At 41.0% G+C, this 18,746-nt stretch carries 22 protein-coding genes; 16 read left to right on the forward strand and 6 right to left on the reverse strand.

What is annotated here, in order from left to right:
- Window positions 1–141 precede the first annotated feature (141 nt).
- From A9479_RS06420 to A9479_RS06475, 12 genes are all read left to right on the forward strand, one after another.
- A complete protein-coding gene (locus A9479_RS06420; protein ID WP_010558026.1) occupies window positions 142–564 on the forward strand; it encodes a hypothetical protein in 423 nt (140 codons plus the stop codon).
- A 299-nt stretch (window positions 565–863) separates the two neighbouring features.
- Complete coding sequence (locus A9479_RS06425) at window positions 864–1,277, forward strand: MerR family transcriptional regulator (RefSeq protein ID WP_008467855.1); 414 nt, start codon at window positions 864–866, stop codon at window positions 1,275–1,277.
- 101 nt (window positions 1,278–1,378) lie between these two features.
- The gene (locus A9479_RS06430) at window positions 1,379–3,622 is read left to right on the forward strand and encodes a heavy metal translocating P-type ATPase (protein WP_008467856.1); all 2,244 of its coding nucleotides are present in this window, start codon (window positions 1,379–1,381) and stop codon (window positions 3,620–3,622) included.
- An 11-nt stretch (window positions 3,623–3,633) separates the two neighbouring features.
- Window positions 3,634–3,987, forward strand: a complete 354-nt coding sequence (locus A9479_RS06435; RefSeq protein ID WP_004589267.1) for a cupredoxin domain-containing protein — start codon at window positions 3,634–3,636, stop codon at window positions 3,985–3,987.
- A 9-nt stretch (window positions 3,988–3,996) separates the two neighbouring features.
- On the forward strand, window positions 3,997–4,332 hold the full coding sequence (locus tag A9479_RS06440; protein WP_016899208.1) for a DUF2933 domain-containing protein: 336 nt from the start codon (window positions 3,997–3,999) through the stop codon (window positions 4,330–4,332).
- Complete coding sequence (locus tag A9479_RS06445) at window positions 4,325–4,990, forward strand: isoprenylcysteine carboxylmethyltransferase family protein (RefSeq protein WP_010558024.1); 666 nt, start codon at window positions 4,325–4,327, stop codon at window positions 4,988–4,990. The genes A9479_RS06440 and A9479_RS06445 overlap by 8 nt, the downstream gene beginning before the upstream one ends.
- Entirely contained in the window at window positions 4,974–5,396 is a 423-nt protein-coding gene (locus A9479_RS06450; protein WP_008467863.1) for a hypothetical protein, read from the forward strand. The genes A9479_RS06445 and A9479_RS06450 overlap by 17 nt, the downstream gene beginning before the upstream one ends.
- Before the next feature lie 10 nt (window positions 5,397–5,406).
- Window positions 5,407–5,778 carry a hypothetical protein gene (locus tag A9479_RS06455; RefSeq protein WP_008467865.1) on the forward strand — a complete coding sequence of 124 codons (372 nt, stop codon included), beginning with the start codon at window positions 5,407–5,409 and terminating at the stop codon, window positions 5,776–5,778.
- Between the two features lie 50 nt (window positions 5,779–5,828).
- Window positions 5,829–6,179 carry a hypothetical protein gene (locus A9479_RS06460; RefSeq protein ID WP_004589646.1) on the forward strand — a complete coding sequence of 117 codons (351 nt, stop codon included), beginning with the start codon at window positions 5,829–5,831 and terminating at the stop codon, window positions 6,177–6,179.
- A gap of 273 nt (window positions 6,180–6,452) precedes the next feature.
- Complete coding sequence (locus A9479_RS06465; protein WP_010558023.1) at window positions 6,453–7,493, forward strand: IS630 family transposase; 1,041 nt, start codon at window positions 6,453–6,455, stop codon at window positions 7,491–7,493.
- Between the two features lie 466 nt (window positions 7,494–7,959).
- On the forward strand, window positions 7,960–9,690 hold the full coding sequence (locus A9479_RS06470; protein WP_064662973.1) for an LA2681 family HEPN domain-containing protein: 1,731 nt from the start codon (window positions 7,960–7,962) through the stop codon (window positions 9,688–9,690).
- Between the two features lie 180 nt (window positions 9,691–9,870).
- Window positions 9,871–10,335, forward strand: a complete 465-nt coding sequence (locus tag A9479_RS06475) for a tyrosine-type recombinase/integrase (RefSeq protein ID WP_082918299.1) — start codon at window positions 9,871–9,873, stop codon at window positions 10,333–10,335.
- A 171-nt stretch (window positions 10,336–10,506) separates the two neighbouring features.
- Here the strand turns inward: A9479_RS06475 and cadR are convergent, their stop codons facing one another.
- Window positions 10,507–10,896 carry a Cd(II)/Pb(II)-responsive transcriptional regulator gene (cadR, locus tag A9479_RS06480; RefSeq protein WP_024606396.1) on the reverse strand — a complete coding sequence of 130 codons (390 nt, stop codon included), beginning with the start codon at window positions 10,894–10,896 and terminating at the stop codon, window positions 10,507–10,509.
- Window positions 10,897–10,975: 79 nt separating this feature from the next.
- On the opposite strand from cadR, the gene A9479_RS06485 reads away from it, so the two are divergent.
- The 4 genes from A9479_RS06485 to A9479_RS20080 all read left to right on the forward strand — a co-directional run bounded on the left by A9479_RS06485 (window position 10,976) and on the right by A9479_RS20080 (window position 12,913).
- The gene (locus A9479_RS06485) at window positions 10,976–11,593 is read left to right on the forward strand and encodes a cation transporter (protein WP_010554767.1); all 618 of its coding nucleotides are present in this window, start codon (window positions 10,976–10,978) and stop codon (window positions 11,591–11,593) included.
- A gap of 284 nt (window positions 11,594–11,877) precedes the next feature.
- Window positions 11,878–12,255, forward strand: coding sequence for a MerR family transcriptional regulator (locus tag A9479_RS06490; RefSeq protein ID WP_010557530.1), 378 nt, complete (start codon window positions 11,878–11,880; stop codon window positions 12,253–12,255).
- 65 nt (window positions 12,256–12,320) lie between these two features.
- Window positions 12,321–12,710 carry an organomercurial transporter MerC gene (merC, locus tag A9479_RS06495; protein ID WP_024601094.1) on the forward strand — a complete coding sequence of 130 codons (390 nt, stop codon included), beginning with the start codon at window positions 12,321–12,323 and terminating at the stop codon, window positions 12,708–12,710.
- Window positions 12,698–12,913: a GDCCVxC domain-containing (seleno)protein gene (locus tag A9479_RS20080; protein ID WP_076916053.1), complete on the forward strand. Its 216-nt coding sequence runs from the start codon at window positions 12,698–12,700 to the stop codon at window positions 12,911–12,913. The genes merC and A9479_RS20080 overlap by 13 nt, the downstream gene beginning before the upstream one ends.
- Window positions 12,914–13,276: 363 nt before the next feature.
- On the opposite strand, the gene nth is transcribed toward A9479_RS20080, so the two are convergent.
- From nth to rsxC, 5 genes are read right to left on the reverse strand one after another with little or no spacing between them, the layout of a single operon-like run.
- Window positions 13,277–13,939 (reverse strand): endonuclease III, encoded by a 663-nt coding sequence (gene nth, locus A9479_RS06500; protein WP_064662974.1) that lies wholly within the window; start codon window positions 13,937–13,939, stop codon window positions 13,277–13,279.
- A gap of 46 nt (window positions 13,940–13,985) precedes the next feature.
- Entirely contained in the window at window positions 13,986–14,684 is a 699-nt protein-coding gene (locus tag A9479_RS06505) for an electron transport complex subunit E (RefSeq protein ID WP_028835009.1), read from the reverse strand.
- Window positions 14,681–15,319, reverse strand: coding sequence for an electron transport complex subunit RsxG (rsxG, locus tag A9479_RS06510; protein ID WP_036954083.1), 639 nt, complete (start codon window positions 15,317–15,319; stop codon window positions 14,681–14,683). The genes A9479_RS06505 and rsxG overlap by 4 nt, the downstream gene beginning before the upstream one ends.
- The gene (gene rsxD, locus A9479_RS06515; protein ID WP_064662975.1) at window positions 15,316–16,374 is read right to left on the reverse strand and encodes an electron transport complex subunit RsxD; all 1,059 of its coding nucleotides are present in this window, start codon (window positions 16,372–16,374) and stop codon (window positions 15,316–15,318) included. The genes rsxG and rsxD overlap by 4 nt, the downstream gene beginning before the upstream one ends.
- The gene (gene rsxC, locus A9479_RS06520) at window positions 16,371–18,746 is read right to left on the reverse strand and encodes an electron transport complex subunit RsxC (RefSeq protein ID WP_064662976.1); all 2,376 of its coding nucleotides are present in this window, start codon (window positions 18,744–18,746) and stop codon (window positions 16,371–16,373) included. Before rsxC ends, rsxD begins: the two co-directional genes overlap by 4 nt.

The following is an 18,746-nucleotide window of genomic DNA, read 5'->3' on the forward strand; positions in this document are numbered from 1 at the left end:
AAAAGTAAAAAGTAAAAAGTAAAAAGTAAAAAGTAAAAAGTAAAAAGTAAAAAGTTTAGGTTTTAGTTCAAAGGTTGATCAAGATCATAAAATTATTTTTATAAAGTGGCTAATATTGTAGGTGATAAATAAGGAATTAAAATGTTTGGACTTTTCAAGTGGTTTAAAATAGTGGTAATTACTCTGTTGCTTACGCAGCATGGCTTTGCTATTGCTAAACCAATGAATTGTGAAGAACATCAAAATGGATCTTCCGACACGCATATTATACAACCAAGCAAAAATATGCATCATCAATCAATGAATGACAATAGTCACTATCACACTGAAAATTCGCAAGATTCTAAAAACCGTCATGGTGATGAAGACTGTGAAAAATGTAAAGCTGGTGATTGTGTTTGTTGTGAAGGCGGTTTTTGTACAAGCTTTCATTTAAATGCCTATCTTGTGGAAGCGCAAGACGAAGGTATTTGCAATATTCATTCTGAGCTAATTCTACAGCGTATACCCCTACCAAAATCTGGTATCCATCTCTTACTTTATCGTCCACCAATTATTGGCTAATCACGGGATCAGTGCGCCTTTTTTTCGCCAGTCCCATCAAAAATAAAACGATTTACTGATTGGTTTAAATTACCAACCGTTTTGAACAATTAGCACAATATTTTTTGGAGGCATGATGAACATGCTCAAACTATTGCTATTTACAGTACTTAATGCTGTCGATTTTGACCGAGATTTCTCTTTTACCAAAAAATTAGTTTTTAGCTTATTCACTAGAATTAGTACTTGACCTGTGTCTTAGACACAGGTCTAAGCTGAAGATGAGAGTACAAACTTAGCTAAAAAACTGAGGAGTGAATATGAAAGTTGCGGAGCTGGCAAAAAGCCTTGGAACGACTGCTGATACGGTGCGCTATTACACCAGATTAGGATTGTTAAAACCTGCTAAGTCAGTGAACGGCTACAAGTCATACTCGAATAAAGAAGTATCGAGACTTAAATTCATTTTAAGTGCCAGAAACCTTGGTTTTTCCGTTGCAGATATCAAGGAAATTATTAATGAATCTGAAGATGGTAAAAGTGCGTGCCCATTAGTCAGAAGCCTGATCAAAGAGCGGCTTGAAGAAACAGAAAAGCAGTTTCAAGCAATGTTGGCACTTCGAGGAAAAATGTCTTCTGCGCTTTCTCGATGGGAAGAAATGGAAGACAAAGCACCGACTGCAAACATGGTTTGTCATCTCATCGAAAACTTTGAGCAAATTAAAAAAGCATAGGAGGAAAAAGGGTGGCTACTAACACAAATATAAAAACTGAATCAGGCTGTTGCTGTCAGGCAAAAGCTCAATCCTCTTCGTGTAAAAGTAAGGAGAATACGTTGGAGAAAGTATCACATAACCAACAGCTTATCATTGAAGGTGCTGGGTGTGCTAGCTGTGTAGGCAAAATTGAAGGGGCGTTGAAGGCAACTCTTGGAGTCGTCAGTGCGGAAATGAATTTTGCTGATAGGACAGTAACAGTTTATGGGACAGCTAAAACAAAAGAGTTGATCAAAGCTGTTGAGTCAGTGGGGTATAACGCGAAGCCAATTGATGATAGCTCAGCAACAGATGCGCTTGATGAGAAAGAGGCTGCGGATTTTGCATATTACAAAAAGCTAATGCGCGATACGTTTATTGCCCTTTCACTCGGCGTTCCTTTGATGATCTACAGCATTGTAGTTGGAGAAATGACGGTTGAAACAAACCTTGAACGAATTTCTTGGTTGGTTGTAGGCATTTTAACTTTTGGTGTTATGTATTTTTCAGGCAAGCATTTCTATGTAGGAGCATGGAAGAGCTTCAAAAATCATTCAGCCAATATGGACACCCTAATTGCTTTAGGAACAGGCACGGCTTGGTTGTATTCGATGGTTGTCGTGTTTGCACCTGACGCTGTTCCATTGATGGCACGGCATGTTTATTTTGAAGCTACCGCCATGATCATTGGCTTAATTGATTTAGGTTTAGCATTAGAAATCAAAGCCAGAGGTAAAACCTCTGAGGCCATTAAACGTCTTATCGGCTTGCAAGCCAAAACAGCAACCGTGGTTCGTGACAACAAAGAAGTTCAGATAGGTATTGAGCAGGTTTTATTTAACGATATTGTGAAGGTAAAACCGGGTGAAAAAATTCCCGTCGATGGCGTGGTATTGGAAGGACACACCTCTATTGATGAGTCCATGCTGACAGGCGAACCTATGCCTGCTGAAAAAGCTGAAGAAGATGAGGTTGTCGCAGGTACTTTGAACAAATCAGGCATGATTTTATTTAGAGCCACACGCGTTGGTAAAGACACGGCGCTTGCACAGATCATCAATATGGTGAAACGAGCACAAAATTCGAAACCGCCGATTGGCCGTTTGGCCGATGTTATTTCAGCTTTTTTCGTACCTGTCGTGATGATCACCTCTGTGTTAAGTGCGCTAGCATGGCTTAACTTTGGACCTGAGCCAGCCATTGCTTTTGCCATCGTTTCAGCAACTACTGTGCTTATTATTGCCTGCCCGTGTGCTTTAGGCTTGGCAACACCCATGTCTGTCATGGTGGGAGTAGGAAAAGCAGCAGAAGCCGGAGTGCTTATTCGCAACGGTGAGGCACTGCAAACCGCCTCTAAAATCACTGCCATGATTTTAGATAAAACGGGCACTATTACTGAAGGGGCACCTAAGGTAACCGATATTATTTTAGCAAAAGCTACTGACGAAAAAGACGTACTACAGCTTGCAGCAAGTTTAGAAAGCGGCTCAGAGCATCCTTTAGCGCAAGCGATTGTTGAAAGTGCGTTAGATCAGGATATTGAGTTACTAAAAATTGAAGCCTTTAACGCCATTACGGGTTTTGGTGTAGAAGCAAGCTGCAACAACAAAGCCCTGCTTTTCGGAAACGATAAACTAATGAAGTTAAAAGGCATAGACCTCACAGGCTTTGTTGAACAAGCACAGTCTTTAGCCAAAGAAGCCAAAACACCTATGTACTTTGCTGTAGATGGTGAACTTGCAGCAATCATTGCTGTTGCAGATCCTATCAAGTCAGACTCAATCTCTGCTATCAAACGGCTTCAGGCTAATGGTATACGCGTCATCATGTTAACGGGTGATAACAAGGAAACCGCTGCCGCCGTAGCTAAAAAAGTGGGTATTAGTGAGTTTCTTGCTGAAGTGCTGCCAGAAGATAAAGCCAACAAGGTGAAAGAGCTACAAGAAGGCGGCGAAATTGTTGGTATGACAGGAGATGGCATCAACGATGCTCCTGCGCTAGCGTTAGCCGATGTTGGCTTCGCCATAGGCACAGGGACTGATGTAGCTATCGAAAGTGCTGACATTACCCTAATGCGTGGTTCACTTCATGGCCTTGCTGATGCCATAGCGGTAAGCAAAGCTACTTTACGAAATATCAAACAAAACTTGTTTGGCGCGTTTGTCTATAACGTAGCCGGGATTCCTTTTGCTGCGGGGGTTCTATATCCCTTCTTTGGCATTCTGCTTAGCCCTGTAATTGCAGGTGCTGCAATGGCGTTTTCGTCATTGACTGTAGTGTCAAATGCAAATCGACTTCGCTTTTTTAAAGCAAAAGAGCATTAAGGAGAATCACAATGATGGTTATTAACTTATTAGGCTTAATGTTAATCGCGCTGATTGTTTGGTGGTTTTGGCTATATAAACCCAATAAAACAATCGTTCAAGGTAATGAAGTACTCATTGAAGTGAGGGATGGTGTGTATTCCCCATCCTCAATTCAGGTGTCTGCTAGCCAACCTGTCACTCTGAAGTTTATGCGCAAAGATCAATCCCCCTGCGCTGAAACAATGCTTATTCCTTCATTGGATATAAGCGAACAGCTTAAATTAAATGAAATTACTCAAATTACCCTATTGAACTTATCACCGGGAGAGCATGAGTTTCACTGTCAGATGCAAATGTATCGCGGTGTCTTAAAAGTCGTTTAGGAGGGCAATATGAAAAATCAACACCCTAATTTTTGGTCAACACCTACAGGCTGGGCTGCACTGGCACTTATTGCCGCAGTGACCTACTTCTTAGTGCTTGAGCATGGTCAACATATGCTGCAATTTCTTCCCTACTTGATTTTATTGCTATGCCCCTTGATGCACGTATTTATGCATGGCAGTCATGGTAAACATGGTCACGATCATTCACATGCGCCTGATGAAAAAAAGGAAGAGAGCTTTCAAGAACTCACGGATAAAAATGCAGCCTATCACGATGGCTACATACAAGGGTTAGAAAAGGCACGTAAGGAATCACATAAAAAGGAAAGCAGTGATGAATGAAACATATGATTATGACTTATGGTCAATGGTGATACTGAACTCAGCAATTTTTATCTTTTTTGCCTTTAGTTTTGTCAAACCAAAAACATCAACTGATTGGAGAAGTCTAAGCGCGTTCTCTGCCTTTATTGTTGCCCTATTTACTGAAATGTATGGCTTTCCTTTAACTATCTATTTTCTGTCGGGGTGGCTGACGGAGACCTATCCAGAAGTAAATTTCTTTGCGCATGAAAATGGGCATTTATTACATACTTTCTTTGGATTTCAAGGTGATGCCCATTGGGACCCATTTCATATAGTGAGTATGGTGTTAATTGTTGCAGGTTTCTTTATGTTGTCTTCAGCATGGAATGTATTGCATCACGCGCAAAAACATCATCAATTGGCTACAACTGGATGGTATGCAAGGTGTCGCCACCCACAGTATGTAGCTTTCATTCTAATCATGTTCGGCTTTTTATTGCAGTGGCCGACAATCCCAACACTTGCGATGTTTCCGATCTTAGTCGTTGTTTACGTCAAGCTAGCGAAACGCGAAGAAGCACAAGCGATTGCTGAGTTTGGTTCGGAGTACCACAGGTATATGGAATCGACACCAAGTTGGATCCCAAATTTTAATAAAAGTGTAGAAGGTAAAAATCATGAAAACGTTAACTAAATCAATTTTATTTATTAGTTCACTACTTATAACCACTAGCTCATTTGCCCAAAACAATGAGCATAAGCATGAAGGTGCGAACAAAGCTGATATGCATCAAGGCATGGCAATACCACATGAGAACATGGGAGAAATGCACAAAAAGATGATGGAAATGAAAAAGGAAGTCCATGCCATTAAAACTGAAAAAGATCCTGAAAAGCAACAGCAGATGATGGTTGAACATCACCGTTCAATGATGAAGATGATGCAATCCATGCACAAAAACATGGAAGAAATGCCAATGCATCAACAAATCAAGATGGCTGAACATCATTTAGAAATGATGGGGAACATGATGCCGCAGATGAACCGTAAAATGGAAGAAATGAAAGATAGCAATCAACAGCATTCACACAAACATTAGGAGAAAAATTATGAGCGATTTAAATCATAGAGTTGGCGTTAAAGAGCAAAATTTAGTTGTTCGAAACCTAAAGCTTAGCAATGTCACAGAAGAAAGCTGTGACGAGTTAGTAAAAGAAATAGATCAGCTTTTTGGTATAGATGAAGTTAGTTACAACATCAAAGAAGGTGAAATACACCTTGCCTATGATGCCGCAAACGTAAGCCTTGATGGGATTGAGGAGGTAATCCGTAAGTATGGCGCAGATGTTCATGATGATTGGTGGACACATACTAAAGAAAGTTACTATAAATTTGTTGATCAGAACATCAAAGATAACTCTGTTCATAAGCCTTGGAGTTGTCATCAAGCACCTTCGGGGGCTGGCCGGAAAAACAAATGAATTCATAAAAAAGTGTATAGATAATTAGTTAGTCAAATGAGGTAACAGTGATGAAAACACCCTATATAAAAGCTCTTTTATTGCTTACATTCGGTTTATATTTAGTGGGTTGTTCCAATACCACTTTTTATCATAAATACATGATGAGAGGTCAGGTAGTAGAAAGTTCTGATAATCGAACTCTAATCTGTATTGGTGCTAAGCATGGCGCAGAGGTTGGGCAAAAATACAGTGTTATTAGATTCCATGAAAGAATAGTATTGAGTGAAGGTGAAGATCCCTACACTATCGAAAAGGTAGGAACGGTACAAATTACTAAAATTGTGAATGATCATTTCGCAACTGTAAAGCTAGTGTCTGGTGACATTGCAGCGAAAGATATGGTGGAACTTGAAAACTAATAAAGTGGTGGCGAAAGCCACCACAAGAGCATAACAATAAAACTTAATGAAAAAACTTTAGTGTTATTTTGTACAACCTTTGAGATTGTTTGCTCAGTTCTGGTTATCTTGATGCCAGTACGACAGAAAAAATGTTACATATGAATTAGAAAGGTATGGGCTGGCATCCTAAATAGCTGTTCCAAATAGTAGATCACCCGAGGAAGGGAACTCAATGCGGTTTGCGCGATCAGATCAGTCGCCAAACATAACCAATCAACAACCGCATTGAGTATGAACAAAATAGCATTTTTATACGGCGCAGAAACCCGCCGCTTGAAGAAAATTGTACATAAAACCCGAGATAAAGACCTGTGCCGCCGGGCAAATGCGGTGTTATTGGTGCTAAAAGGTGAAACCAAGTCGCAAGTAGCCCGTGTTTTGCAAGCAGGCCGTTCATCAGTAAACCGGTGGGTAACCTGGTATGAAGCAGCAGGTATAGATGGCCTTAAAACCAAGGGTGCTGGGCGACCACCAAGTCAGCCCAAAGGCTTTATCTGCGGTGTTTTAAAACTGTTGGTGAACCATGTACCCAGGACACTGGGTTATCAGCGGTCGCGTTGGAGTAGTGAATTATTCGCACTGCTACTGCATAAGCTTTACCGTATCGTTATTCATAGCTCAACTCTCAGGCGGTGGTTGCCACAAGTCGGCATCGTCTGGCGTCGTGCGGCACCGACGCTGTATATCCAAGACCCAGATAAAGAAGCTAAGTTAGCAGCCATGCGGGAGGCACTTGAAAATTGCAGCGTGGACCATCCGGTGTTTTATCAGGATGAGGTGGATATCCACCTGAATCCGAAGATTGGTGCCGACTGGGGCTTTAAAGGTAAACAGCGTAAGGTAGCTACACCCGGCCAGAATAAGAAACACTATCTGGCGGGGGCACTGCACAGCCAGACAGGACAAATCAGTTATGTTGGTGGTGAGCGCAAGACCAGTGATTTGTTTATTGCGCTGTTGGAGCAACTGAAAGGGCAATACCGGCGAGCGAAAAGTATCACGCTAATTGTGGATAATTACATCATCCATAAGAGCAAAAAAACGCAGAAATGGCTGAATGAGAACCCAAAGTTCAAGCTCTTGTTTTTACCGGTATACAGCCCGTGGCACAACAAAATTGAAAAGCTATGGCATGCGTTGCATGAAACGATAACCCGTAACCATCAGTGTAAGAACATGGATGACTTACTGGAGCAGGTATACCACTTTATGGACACAGCGGCTCCGTTCCCAGGTGGCAAGCATGGCTTGAAGCAGGTGTATCACAATTAGGATCAGTTATTTAGTCAGCAGTAAATCCCTAGCATGGACTTGCATCTGGCACCAAACTCTACGCAGTTCTTTTCCATGTGCCGCGCAAAAACTTTAGCTCAAAACCGTTCAGTATTCGGTAATGCTGAAGTGAACGTTGATGTCCGCTATTCGCTCTTTGCCGAAGTTTGGCTAAGTGCCATGAGCAGTCATTCATGATTAACTCGTTTCTGCCCCAAAGTGAGTTGCGAGCGATTGAGAACTAGCTTAGCCAAATCGTCACTTGACTTACTTTTCGTAATGTCAGTAAGGATTGAACAGGGTTGGAATAGCATAATATTGCGCAACCCCCAAGCTACTGACATAGTGAGCATCACAGTTTGAGTTAGTTAAGACCATTAGCATATTTGACTTATGGTTATAAAATGAATATAAATTCTCAATGCGTTACTATGATGTGAAATTAATTTAACGGCGCGCTATATGTATGTCAGAAAATGTCTTGAATTCAACTGCTCTTGAAGTGCTGTCAATGAAGGCTGATGAGTTTTTGATAGGTAATGATCATGAAAAGATTAAAACGTTCTTAGAACCGTTGTTAGGCGTTGATTATAAGTTTGAAAATCTCGTTGATGAAGCTCGTTTTTACTATATATTGGGTAATTGTTCAGCAGCGATTTTTAGTTACCATAAACTAGATTGGTTTTCTGATGAACTAAGTAAATCCGTTATATTTTTCAGAAAAGCTCTATACGTCATACGACAAATCAACTTTCCAACTGATGAAGAACTTTTTCTGCAAAGCTGCATTGAAACCAATTTAGGCAATAATCTAAGTTCTCAAGGTCGTGCTTTCTGCTGTATTCCATTATGGGATAATGCCTTTAATTGCATACAAAATCCTGTCTCTATAATATCTAAAGCAAACAACGAGCTTTTTCTTGCGAGTAATGTTTACGATCCTAGTCATAAGCACTACCACTACTTTACTGCATACCTACTCATAAATTTAGGTCTTGAAAGCCTTGAGCAGCTCCATCCTGAGCAAATAATTGCTTATTCAGAAAACAGCAATTTTATGAATTTTAAAGCATGGTTTGAAGATACTTTTAAACCAGAAGATTTTGACTATTTTGAGTCATTTGAAGAGGAAGTTGAGACAAGAAAGCAGGGGGAATATTTAAAGTGGTGTGGAGATAACAGGCTTTTTATAAATGATTTAAATGACGTTTGCGTATCTGAAATTGTCTATCAAGACATTATGACTCTCCCCTCTTTTTCTCAACAAATAAACTTCGCTTTATCGATGCATGAAGAGCTTATGTATCATGGAAACTTCGATGAATTAAAGAACGATTTTTGCTATGCGCGTTATCTAATTTTTTCGGCTAGAAACATACCTAGTGACCATACACATTTCTTCAACAAAACATATCCTCACGTTGATGATATGTCACACTCCATTACCAACCTAAAAGCTAGTCATTATAAAAGCGCGTTCAGAACGCTTTACTCGCTATTTGATAAAATTGCTTACTTTATCAATCGCTTTTTTGATCTGAATGATATCAAGTATGATCATAAAATCAGCTTTGACAGTATTTTTAGTGAGCTGAAAGGAAGTAAGAGCTGGAAACCACACAGTAAGCTTAAAGACAGTCAGAATTGCTTTATCCATGCCTTATTCTACATCCTGAAAGACATTCGAGATGTGAAAGATTCGACTTCTGTCAGTCGGTGGCTTGATCCTGATGCAAAGGCGTTTTCTGAAATTAGAAATGCTATAGAGCATCGTTCTTTAAAGATTGTTGATGATTTTGGTTATACCCTAACTCAATCAGGTAAAGCTTTTAAGCAATCACAGCTTGAAAAGCTTAATGGTGATATAGGTGACTTTGAAGAACAACTTCAAGAGCTGTATGGTGAAATTGCTTCGGCGAAAAAGGCTCATAATATAACTCTTAAAGCCGAACTAGAGACCAAAAAAAAATTACTTGATGAAGGTTTGCGTCAAGCACAGTCAAAAATTTATGAGCACCAAAAGCTTTCAAGTCATTCTGTGCTGATAAAAGAGAGCGAATTTGAATCAAGGCTCATGACGCTGATAAAGCTCGCTCGAAATTCGATTATGTACCTTTCACTAGCAATTCATGTAGAAGAGAAAAATAAGCCAGATAATGGTGCAGTGATGATGCCTATCGAAGTACCTTTGAAGTAGAGCATTGTATCCTATAAATATTTTTTTAGGAAAGTATGGCTGAATCATTTCTTGAATCGCCATCGACTCAGTAGACACATGTGAGCTTTTTTTCACAACTTATCCTAAGCCACTTTTGCCCAAATCCTAATCAGTAATACATCCACTATCCTCATAGTGACTTTTAAATAGGAGGTCACTATGAAACCAGAACTAAATCACAATGCTACTAGTGTGAAACGTCCTTTCAAGCTTGAAGAGATTTGGCGTATTCGCACTCGAATTGAAATTCAAAATAACTTGATGCAATTAGCTTTACTTAATTTGGCTATAGATAGCAAGCTAAGATCATGTGACTTACTCTCTTTAAAAGTTCGAGACGTCACTACTCTCGATCAAGTATTTGAAAGGGTTCAATTAACGCAGAAGAAAACTGGGATCGAAGTTCAATTTGAGATAACTCCGAGAACACAACAAAGTATTATCCATTGGATTCAAGAAGTTAAATTGCAACCCAGTGATTATTTGTTTCGGAGTATACGCCGCTCCAATCAACCAATAAGCTATTCATATTACAGGTCTATCATCAGGAGCTGGGCTGAGCAATTAGGACTTGATTGCAAATTTGGACAGCATGATGTGCATGACCATCATTATCAGGACTGATTCCGATGTAAATCGCTTTGTAGGGCCACATATGAATATGCATGGCTGACTCAGTATCAAAAGTTCAGGCTATTGATTTTTGCCTTATAAATCTACACAAATGACGAATGTTAGCCGATAGATACAAGTTAAGGTGAGCGCGCACAGTGAAATTGTGTTCTTCTTAAAATTTTAAGTGTGTAAATAATTTAAAATACCACAGTCCCTAATGGTTTTGTCTTGGTCACACGATGACGCCATATTTTCGAGTGATGACTTTAATACGTTTAGCTCTTCAATGCGAATAATGACGTCTGATAAATGCTTAGCTATTAACGTATTGATATTTGAACAGCTCTGATCTGGCCTCGAACGACTGTCCATTAGCGTTTTTACTTCCATGATAGACATATCTAATGAACGACACTGTTTGATAAACAGGAGTTGTTCAATAGTCCCCTTGTCGTAGACACGATAATTTCCACTTGAGCGCTTAAGCTCAGGCAAGAGCCCCTTCTTTTCATAAAAACGAATGGTCTGAATACTACAACCTGTCGTCTTTGCGACATCACCAATTTTCATTTTTTTCTCCTAACCGTTGACTCTATACCAAGTATAGACTTTATACTCATACTATTCATCAGTAAAGAGTGTGTTTCTAATGAGCGGATGTGGGTGCGAAGTTGAAATAAAAGACCAGTCTCAACGACAGGTTTTGTATTGGCTTTTGGGAATAAACGCGACAATGTTTGTTATAGAAATGGGGATCGGGTTGCTTGCTAATTCAACCGCATTAATAGCCGATTCACTTGATATGCTCGCCGACGCAGTTGTCTATGGTGTTGCCCTTTATGCTATTGGTAAATCGCTATTGCACAAAGCCAATGCGGCTAGAATTAGCGGCTTTTTTCAGATGGCACTGGGTGTGTTGATTATCATTGATATTGTAAGACGGTCAATTTACGGTAGCGAACCTGTATCGGGACTAATGATGGCTATGGGGGCAGTTGCACTGGTTGCTAATGTCATTTGTCTTGTGATCATACGCAAACAAAGAAATGAAGAAGTGCATATGCGGGCAAGCTGGATATTTTCAGCCAACGATGTGATTGCCAACTTAGGTGTTATCTCTGCTGGCGTTTTGGTGTTTTGGCTCGATTCTCGATGGCCTGATCTGGTTATCGGTGTGATAGTTTCGTGCGTTGTGTTGCGCGGGGCAAAAATGATCCTCGAAGATGCTGGAAATGAAAGACAGCGAGCGCTTAATGCGCAAAGTTGATAAGAAAATGCCAATTTTTAATTGCACATCAAAACTGCGTAGGTTGGCATGGCTACTTATTACTTTGCTCATGTGTCAATCGGGCTTTTCGTTCGCCGCTCAATGCGATGAATACTCTAAAACGTTTTTGTCCATCGACGATTTATCAATATAACTCACCTTTGCCCCAAAACGTGTTGAGGCGAATGCCTCAAAAGAGCGAAAACCAGTCATTGTAGTTCGAGCAATTTTACTTCGTATTGATATACTAATGTCATGATTAAAGTTGATTTTATGGTTGGACGATGAAAACAATAGGCAAGTTGGCTAAAGAACTTGATATAGGCGTAGAAACTATACGGTTTTATGAGCGGGAAGGCTTGATAAAACAGCCTCAAAAACCTCAAAATGGTTATCGTGTCTATGACGACTCAATCACCAAACAATTACAATTCATCTGTAAGGCCAAAGCACTTGGCTTTACTCTAAAAGAAGTGGCTTCATTGATGTCAATGGATGGCGATTGTGCCAAAGTAGAATCCCTAGGCTTGCTGAAATTGAACGTAATTCAAAATAAGATAGCTGACCTTCAACGCTTAGAAGTCGTCATAAAAGAAATGACTAATTCATGCCGCAACAATAACGATCAATCCCACTGCCCAATAATCGATTCGCTAAAATAGTATTGACTCCGTACCTACCTACGGAGTTCATACTCAAATCATTCAAATAATGTTAGACGTTAAAAATGATTAATAAGATTTTAGATAAAGTTAGCTCAGGTGGTGTTTGGCTTGCGGCTCTTAGTTGTACGGGGTGCTTCCCCGCACTCGGCTCGTTAGCATCAGCATTAGGATTAGGCTTTCTCTCTCACTTTGAGGGAATTGCTGTGAATACCTTGTTACCTATATTTGCAACTCTGGCATTGTTGGTAAATTTGTATAACTGGTATAAAAACCAAAATCATGCGAGAGGTATTCTTGGGGTTATTGGCCCTATAGCGGTTTTGTTAACCCTCTATCCACTATGGCAATACGAATGGAGCACTTATTTGTTTTATGTAGGTATTTGTTTGATGATTGTAATGTCCGTATTAGACATTGTTAAACCTTTGAAGGAGCAAACATGCAAAGTATAGAGTTAAATTCTACCATTACTTGCCCTGAGTGTGGCTTCAGTAAAACTGAAGAAATGCCAACCAACGCTTGCCAGTGGTATTATGAATGTGAATCTTGCAAAGTTCTCCTAAAGCCTTTGAAAGGCGATTGTTGCGTATATTGCTCTTATGGAACAGTGAAATGCCCGCCAATTCAAGAAGGTCAAAGTTGTTGCGATAGCTAAATGACAGTCTATTAATGGCAATGAGAAGGCATAAAAAGAAATAGTGAAATGTCAGCAATCGTATCATTGCAGCCTTTATCACTAAGTCACTCAAGGGCTGCTTTTGGCACAAACCAGAAATAGCTTCCAATGAATTCTGTATTTAAATTTTAGGTTTAAGCTGGGCTCTAATTAATAAATCATAATCTAATTGCAACACCTTGCTTAAATTCAAATTATTCTTAAGTTAACGCAAATTTTCAATTTAACTGGTGCTGGCCTAATAAAGGCTCATATGAGAACCAAATAGCCAACTTATTAAATGGAAACTAAAAAATGTGGCTGTTAAAAGGTTTATACTAACTAAAAAGTAACTACTCTTAGCTATGACTCAGTTTTCTCTTTATAGTCACACAAATCCTCGATTATACAGCTTCCACATTTTGGTTTTCTCGCTGTACACGTATAGCGCCCATGTAAAATAAACCAATGATGGAGGTTAAACATAAACTCTTTTTTATTTGGCGTATTTTTAATTATGGCCTGTTCTGTCTGCTCAACAGTTTTACCTTTAGCGTAACCCGAACGGTTTGCAAGACGTTGGATGTGAGTATCTACTGCTAAAAAGTATCTACCTTCATTATCCTTTAGCCAGCCGAAGGCGGTGTTGAGTACCACATTGGCAGTTTTACGGCCAACGCCGGGTAGGGCTTCTAGGGCTTCACGATTCTCAGGCACTTCACCGTTATGCTGATCTACCAATATTTGGCACATTTTATATACATTGGCGGCTTTTGAATTAAATAAGCCGATGGTTTTTATGTAATCACGCAGTGTGTCGTGGCCAATATCTAAAATAGCTTGCGGTGTGTTTGCCACTGGAAAGAGTTTTCGGGTGGCTTTATTTACCCCTACATCGGTGGCTTGTGCTGAGAGTGTTACGGCAACTAGCAACTCAAACGGGCTTGAATATTCAAGCTCCGTTTCAGGATGTGGGTTGTCATCGCGCAAGCGCGTGAGTATTTGGTAACGTTTTTCTTTATTCATCTCACTTAAAACGCATTAGCTTTTATTAAGTTAATGTGTTTTCCCCTTAGGTTAAGCTAGTAACACGTGCACGTGGGCCTTTTTCAGCTTCTGGCGGCGTTACTTGTTTTGATTTTATTTGTGCATCAATGACGTTTTTTGCGGCGATCAGCAGCCCAAGCCCTAAGAATGCGCCTGGTGGTAAAATGGCCAGTAAAAACTGACTATCAAAGCTAAATACTTCGATGCGTAAAGCTGAAGCCCAAGGACCGAGTAATAAATCGGCGCCATCGAATAAGGTGCCTTGGCCAATCAGCTCTCGCATAGCGCCAAGTACAACTAGTACCAGCATAAAGCCTAAGCCCATCATCAAGCCATCAAAGGCAGATAAATGCACTGGATTTTTAGAGGCAAATGCTTCAGCACGACCAATAATGGCGCAGTTAGTCACAATCAACGGAATGAAAATCCCCAGAGATTGATAAAGGCCAAAAGTGTAGGCGTTCATTAACAGCTGCACGATCGTCACAAAACCGGCAATGATCATTACAAAAACCGGTATTCTGATATCTTTAGGCACCCAATTGCGCACAAATGATACGGTAATATTAGAGCCCACTAAAACTAACAAGGTTGCTAAGCCTAAACCTAGCGCATTAGTAATCGTGGAGGTAACAGCAAGTAAAGGACATAAACCTAATAACTGTACTAAGGCGGGGTTATTTCCCCATAAGCCTTCTTTGTAAAGGGTTTTTAATTCACTCATGGTGTTACCTCAGGGCAAGCATTCGCTGCTGCAAAAAGATCATCAAAGTTATTTTGTGCATACACTACCGCATTTTTAACTGAGCCAACAACGGCGCGAGGCGTAATGGTTGCGCCAGTAAACTGATCAAACTGACCGCCATCTTTTTTAACGGCCCAACGCGTGTCACTTTCGCTTTGTACTGTTTTTGAATTAAATGAGGTGATCCAGTCTGACTTTTTAATTTCGACTTTATCGCCCAAACCAGGGGTTTCTTCATGCTTAGTAACCCTTACACCAGCAACGCTGCCATCGCGATATACCGCGCTAAGTAAGTTTATATCGCCACTGTAGCCGCTAGGAGTGACATGACGAATGACTAATGCAACGGGCTCGTCATCTTTACGTGCACGGTAAATTACTTGGTTGTCGTATGGCCCAAGTAAAGGGTCTGATATGATCACACAATCTTGAGAAAGTTCATTAGTGTACTTGCTGTGTGGTAATACTTCTTGTAACTGATTAGTTAATTGCAGTTGCTCTTGCTCTGCAATCTTATCGGCCGTTAACGAGTTTATGGTGGCCACTAAACCTGTTGTAAGGAGTGCGAAGCCGCATAATATTGCGCCATTTTTTACCATTGAAGAAATAATCATTTTACTGCTCCATGGCCATAGGTTCTTGGTTGTGTGTAGTAATCAATAAGCGGAACTGCAATATTTATCAGTAATACGGCAAATGCAACAGCATCCGGAAAGCCACCAAAAGTACGAATTAAATACACAATTAAACCAATCGCGGCACCATAAATAAGGCGGCCTCTGTTAGTGGTCGCAGCTGATACAGGATCGGTGGCGATAAAAAAGGCTCCGAGCATAGTCGCACCACTAAATAAGTGAAACACCAGACCCGGCTCAGTGCCTGGCGAGGCAATATAACCAATTGCAGCGCATAGGCTTAAACTGGCAATAAAACTCACTGGTATATGCCAGTTAATCACTTTTGTTTTTAATAAATAAAGGCCTCCGAGTAAGAAGGCTAAATTAACCCAACCCCAACCTAGGCCTACCCATTCATTAAATACCGGTTTTTGCATACTTTCAGTGACGGTAAGACTATGAGCAATATCTGTTTTTAAGGTATCAAGAGGGGTGGCCATCGTGCTGCCATCAATACCCACTCTGAGCTGATCTAAGCTATATCCAAGAGTTGTAAAGTCACTAAATATTAGACTAAGTTGCTGGCTAAAAGTAATGCCCGTATTGAGTAACTCTGTAACCGGTAACCAAGCCGTCATTTGCACAGGGAACGACACTAATAAAAGTACATAGGCTGCCATTGCAGGGTTAAATAAATTAAAGCCTAAACCACCATAAAGTTGCTTAACAATAACAATGGCAAACAAACACCCCATAACAATAACCCACCAAGGCGCTAAAGGCGGAATACTAATCGCTAATAGCACGCCCGTTAGCCATGCGCTGCCATCGCTTAATGCAGGCCAAATAGGGCGCTTACGCATTAACATAACGGCTGCTTCAAACGCGCTTACACACACTAACGCTAATAATAATTGGATAAGGACACCGGTGCCAAAAAATACAACTTGCGCAATAACACCAGGAATACAAGCCGCAATCACAGTTAACATTAACCGTGTCACAGACTTGTGACTATGATTGTGGGGTGAACTGGCCATGGTTAGTTTCATGACTGATCATTTCCTTCTTTTTGTTGCTTTTTAGCTTTAGCGCGAGCAATAGCGGCGGCTACGGCGGCTTTCTTTTTTTCTTGAGCTGTTTGCTGTGAACCTTCTGAAGATTCATCGTTGCTTTGTGGCTCAGTGTTTTCACTTTGTTTTGCTAATTCATCAGCCTGTGCTGCTTTTTTGGCTTTAGCACGGGCAATAGCGGCAGCCACGGCGGCTTTTTTATCATCGGCGGCGACAGGTGATTCACTTATTGCGTCATCATTTGGCGCTTGCTCATTAGCGTGCGCTGCTTTTTTGGCTTTAGCACGGGCAATGGCGGCAGCGACGGCAGCTTTTTTATCATCGGCAGCGACAGGTGATTCACTTACTGCTTGCTCATTTGCTTGTGCTGCTTTTTTGGCTTTAGCACGGGCAATAGCGGCAGCGACGGCAGCTTTTTTATCATTGGCAGCAACTGGAGATTCACTTGCAGTGTCATCAGTTGCTGTCTGCTCATTTGCTTGTGCTGCCTTTTTAGCTTTTGCGCGGGCGATAGCAGCGGCTACCGCGGCTTTTTTATCATCGGCAGCGACTGGCGATTCACTTGCAGTGTCATCGCTTGCTGCTTGCTCATTAGCTTGTGCTGCTTTTTTAGCTTTAGCGCGGGCAATAGCGGCTGCAACTGCTGACTTCTTGTCGTCTACAGCTTCGTCATCACCATTATTTTGTGCTTTTTGCTCTTTATAAAGGCGAGCTTGCTCTTTACGGGCTGCACGCTCTTTTGCAACTTCACTGTTATCTGGCTCGAGTTCGCCACCTTGCTTTTTAGCTTTAGCACGCGCAATTGCCGCTGCTACAGCTGATTTATTGTCACCATCGCTGGTTTTATCTTTAACGCGAGCAAGGGCATCGGCTACTTTTTGCTGCTCTTCGGTCGATTTAGGGGCAGGTTTACGTTTGTGGCGATTTTTTCGCTCAGCTTGTTCTTGCTCTAAACGCGCTTTACGCGCATCAAAGCGCTCTTTAGCGCGATCAGATTTTATCTTCTCGGCAATTTGCTCTTTAATTTCAACTTTTGCAACGCGGTAATACTGAACAAGTGGTATTTCACTAGGGCATACATAGGCACAGGCACCACATTCAATACAGTCAAATAAGTTATGCTCTTGGAGTTTGTCGTATTCTTTTGACTTAGCAAACCATTGTAATTGTTGTGGCAATAACGAGGCAGGGCAGGCATCGGCACAGGCACTGCAGCGAATACAGGCTTTTTCTGGGCCAGGCTCTGCTAATTCCTTATGATCTGGGGCAAGTATGCAGTTTGTTGTTTTAACAACGCCAATACGAACTGTGGGTAAGGTAAAGCCCATCATAGGGCCGCCCATGACCACGCGTTGTTGTGGCACCGGTGAAAAACCTTGGCAATCAAGTAAGTGCTTAATTTCAGTACCTAATAACGCCCATACATTGCCAGGATTATGTATAGTATTACCGGTAACGGTAACGACACGTTCAATTAACGGTTTACCTTCGTATACAGCTTGCTGAATCGCAAATAAAGTGCCGGTGTTATGTACTAAAATGCCGATATCAGCAGGGATACCGCCGTTTGGTACTTCACGGTTAGTGAGCAGCTTTATTAGCTGTTTTTCACCGCCAGAAGGGTAAACAGTAGGCACGGTTTGTATTAAAATATGCTCGTTATGCTTCGCCGCTTCTGTCATGGCTGTGATAGCCTCGGGCTTATTGTCTTCAATGCCAATAATACACAGCGTCGGATTGAGTAACTGCTGCATTAGCTCAATACCTTTGACTATTTCAGCGGCGTGCTCACGCATTAAGGTATCGTCAGCCGTGATGTAAGGTTCACACTCAACCGCATTAACAATCAAAAATTCAATAGGTTGTTTAATATCAGCTTTTACATAGGTTGGGAAGCCTGCGCCGCCCATACCAGAAATACCCGCATTATGTATAACATCAACTAGTTCATCATGTGATGCTGTTTCTGGGTTTGTAACTGGCGATAACTCACACCAGGTATCGTTGCCATCGGGCTCAATAATAATGCTTAATTCAGGTAATGCCGAAGGGTGCGCCGACGGCATAGGCGTAATATCAATAATAGTGCCGGAAGTCGGTGCATGTATTGGCACCGACCAATTAGCTGATGGCTTTGTTAACGCTTGGCCTTTTAACACGTGCTGGTTTTTTTCAACTATTAATTTACCACTAGCGCCAATGTGCTGCTTTAAAGGCAGAACAAGTTTTTCAGGCAAAGGGAGTCTGGCTATAGGCGCACTATTAGATAATGATTTCTGCTGAGGAGGATGTACGCCGCCAGGAAATGCCCAAACGGTGCCTTTTTTTATTTGTTCAAGTAACTTTTCCAC

The organism is Pseudoalteromonas sp. MQS005 (assembly GCF_001661605.1).
In the GTDB taxonomy this organism is placed as follows: Bacteria; Pseudomonadota; Gammaproteobacteria; order Enterobacterales; family Alteromonadaceae; genus Pseudoalteromonas; species Pseudoalteromonas tetraodonis.

Coding starts and splice junctions, on each gene's coding strand:
- A9479_RS06420 (WP_010558026.1), top strand. CDS start 142: ATGTTTGGACTTTTCAAGTGGTTTAAAATAGTGGTAATTACTCTGTTG.
- A9479_RS06425 (WP_008467855.1), top strand. CDS start 864: ATGAAAGTTGCGGAGCTGGCAAAAAGCCTTGGAACGACTGCTGATACG.
- A9479_RS06435 (WP_004589267.1), top strand. CDS start 3,634: ATGATGGTTATTAACTTATTAGGCTTAATGTTAATCGCGCTGATTGTT.
- A9479_RS06440 (WP_016899208.1), top strand. CDS start 3,997: ATGAAAAATCAACACCCTAATTTTTGGTCAACACCTACAGGCTGGGCT.
- A9479_RS06445 (WP_010558024.1), top strand. CDS start 4,325: ATGAATGAAACATATGATTATGACTTATGGTCAATGGTGATACTGAAC.
- A9479_RS06450 (WP_008467863.1), top strand. CDS start 4,974: ATGAAAACGTTAACTAAATCAATTTTATTTATTAGTTCACTACTTATA.
- A9479_RS06455 (WP_008467865.1), top strand. CDS start 5,407: ATGAGCGATTTAAATCATAGAGTTGGCGTTAAAGAGCAAAATTTAGTT.
- A9479_RS06460 (WP_004589646.1), top strand. CDS start 5,829: ATGAAAACACCCTATATAAAAGCTCTTTTATTGCTTACATTCGGTTTA.
- A9479_RS06465 (WP_010558023.1), top strand. CDS start 6,453: ATGAACAAAATAGCATTTTTATACGGCGCAGAAACCCGCCGCTTGAAG.
- A9479_RS06470 (WP_064662973.1), top strand. CDS start 7,960: ATGTCAGAAAATGTCTTGAATTCAACTGCTCTTGAAGTGCTGTCAATG.
- A9479_RS06475 (WP_082918299.1), top strand. CDS start 9,871: ATGAAACCAGAACTAAATCACAATGCTACTAGTGTGAAACGTCCTTTC.
- cadR (WP_024606396.1), bottom strand. CDS start 10,896: ATGAAAATTGGTGATGTCGCAAAGACGACAGGTTGTAGTATTCAGACC.
- A9479_RS06485 (WP_010554767.1), top strand. CDS start 10,976: ATGAGCGGATGTGGGTGCGAAGTTGAAATAAAAGACCAGTCTCAACGA.
- A9479_RS06490 (WP_010557530.1), top strand. CDS start 11,878: ATGAAAACAATAGGCAAGTTGGCTAAAGAACTTGATATAGGCGTAGAA.
- merC (WP_024601094.1), top strand. CDS start 12,321: ATGATTAATAAGATTTTAGATAAAGTTAGCTCAGGTGGTGTTTGGCTT.
- A9479_RS20080 (WP_076916053.1), top strand. CDS start 12,698: ATGCAAAGTATAGAGTTAAATTCTACCATTACTTGCCCTGAGTGTGGC.
- nth (WP_064662974.1), bottom strand. CDS start 13,939: ATGAATAAAGAAAAACGTTACCAAATACTCACGCGCTTGCGCGATGAC.
- A9479_RS06505 (WP_028835009.1), bottom strand. CDS start 14,684: ATGAGTGAATTAAAAACCCTTTACAAAGAAGGCTTATGGGGAAATAAC.
- rsxG (WP_036954083.1), bottom strand. CDS start 15,319: ATGATTATTTCTTCAATGGTAAAAAATGGCGCAATATTATGCGGCTTC.
- rsxD (WP_064662975.1), bottom strand. CDS start 16,374: ATGAAACTAACCATGGCCAGTTCACCCCACAATCATAGTCACAAGTCT.